Source organism: Leisingera sp. F5, assembly GCF_001593695.1.
The window spans coordinates 1-1835 of record NZ_LUKH01000696.1; the positions used below are offsets into that span (position 1 = coordinate 1).

The following is a 1835-nucleotide window of genomic DNA, read 5'->3' on the forward strand; positions in this document are numbered from 1 at the left end:
CTGGCGCTGGAGCATCTCAGCAAGATCGAGGAAAAGATCGCCGACCTGCAAGCGATGCGCGACACGCTGGGCGAACTGGTCAAAGGCTGCGCAGGCGACAACCGCCCGGATTGCCCGATCCTGAAGGATTTGTCAGGAGAAGAATGAGCATACCGTATGGGGCAGGGAAGCTCCCGCGCCCGCGGCTGCCCTGACGGGCGGCCTGGCAGGCTTGGGCCTGGCTTCGGGCCTTGCGGCCCGAAGCCGGCACCCTCAGGCAGGGCGCAGCTCCAGGATTCTTCGGGCCTGCTGCCAAGTGGCGACAGGACGTTCGTGTTTTTCGCAAAGCTCTGCCGCGCGTTTCACCAGCGCGGCGTTGGAAGGGGCCAGCGTCTCGCGGTCCAACCGCATGTTGTCCTCCAGCCCGGTCCGGGTGTGGCCGCCCGCCGCGATCGACCATTCGTTGACCAGGATCTGCCCAGGCCCGACACCAGCGCCGCACCACTGGGCCTCCGGTGCCAGCCGCTGTATGGTCCTGACGTAGTAATCGAACACGTCCTTATCCACGGGCATCGCGTTCTTCACCCCCATCACGAATTGCACATAGAGGGTGCCGGGAATGCGGCCCTCGCGGTTCATCTTCACCGCCTGGTGGATATGCGACAAGTCAAAGGCCTCGATTTCGGGCTTCACGTCGTGAGCGCGCATCTCCGAGGCCAGCCAGTCCACCAAATCGGGGGAATTCTCATAGACCCGGGTGGGGAAGTTGTTGGAGCCGACTGAGAGCGACGCCATGTCAGGGCGCAGCGGCAGCATGCCGCCGCGCTCGTGCCCTGCACCGGAGCGGCCGCCGGTCGACAGCTGCACGATCATGCCGGGGCAATGTTTCTGCAGTCCCTCCATCAGCCGCGCGAACCTTTCCGGGTCAGAGGTCGGTGTCTGGTCGTCGTTCCTCACATGGCAATGGGCAATCGAAGCACCGGCCTCAAACGCTTCCTGGGTGCTTTCGATCTGTTCCGCAATGGTGACGGGCACCGCCGGGTTGTTTTCCTTGGTCGGGACCGAGCCGGTGATGGCAACGCAGATGATGCAGGGTTTGCTCATGATTGATCCCCTTCAGATGTCAAAAAAAACGGTTTCACCTTCGCCCTGCAGGCGGATGTCCAAGCGGTAGACGGACTTGCCGTTCTGTGCGCTGTGCTTGGCGATCAGGGTCTGGCGGCGGCTCTCCCATTCTATCACGTTCAGCACAGGATCGGCCGCATTGGCCTCACCCTCATCCTCGAAATAGATCCGGGTGTTCAGCCCCACATTGATGCCGCGTGCCACAATCCACAGGCTGATGTGCGGTGCCATCCTTTGGCTGTTGCGGCCCATCACCGGCCCAGGTTTCACGGTGTCAAAACCCCATTCTCCAGTCTCGAAACCGGTAGTGACCCGGCCCCAGCCGCGGAAACCGTCCTCCACCGTGCCGGCATGTTCCGGGTGGGCATAGATACCGTCCGCATTGGCCTGCCAGGCTTCCAGCAGCACATCCTTGACTGGTGAGCCGGTGCCGTCGGTCACGACACCCTCAACCCGGATGCGCTCACCCTTGGCGTTGGGACCGGCAATGTCGCGTCCAAGCTCCTGATCGTAGATCTCAAACCCCGCGGCACCGGGCGCGAGGCCGATGTGGACGTAGGGGCCGGCGGTTTGCGAGGGGGTTTCCTTTAGATATCCAAGCTTCTGGCGCATAACATTCTCCTTGCCGCATTTCCGAACCGGAAAACCGGATTCCACTTTTCCTGGAAATGCTTCAGTTCCCCTCCAGCCGGTTCTCAAACAGCGTGGACCGCCGCCCGCGCAGCACGATG

The 1835-nt window shown here is 62.6% G+C and carries 2 protein-coding genes and 1 pseudogene; 1 reads left to right on the forward strand and 2 read right to left on the reverse strand.

Translation table 11 applies throughout. The annotated features are described in order from the left end of the window. Positions 1 to 147: pseudogene (locus A2I95_RS34910) on the forward strand (Cu(I)-responsive transcriptional regulator); the annotation flags it as partial. A 105-nt stretch (positions 148 to 252) separates the two neighbouring features. Here the strand turns inward: A2I95_RS34910 and A2I95_RS34915 are convergent. Together A2I95_RS34915 and pcaG are read right to left on the reverse strand one after the other, a co-directional pair. Then, positions 253 to 1083 carry a 3-keto-5-aminohexanoate cleavage protein gene (locus tag A2I95_RS34915; protein ID WP_027257865.1) on the reverse strand — a complete coding sequence of 277 codons (831 nt, stop codon included), beginning with the start codon at positions 1081 to 1083 and terminating at the stop codon, positions 253 to 255. Positions 1084 to 1095: 12 nt separating this feature from the next. Continuing rightward, positions 1096 to 1716 (reverse strand): protocatechuate 3,4-dioxygenase subunit alpha, encoded by a 621-nt coding sequence (pcaG, locus tag A2I95_RS34920; RefSeq protein ID WP_027257866.1) that lies wholly within the window; start codon positions 1714 to 1716, stop codon positions 1096 to 1098. Positions 1717 to 1835 lie beyond the last annotated feature (119 nt).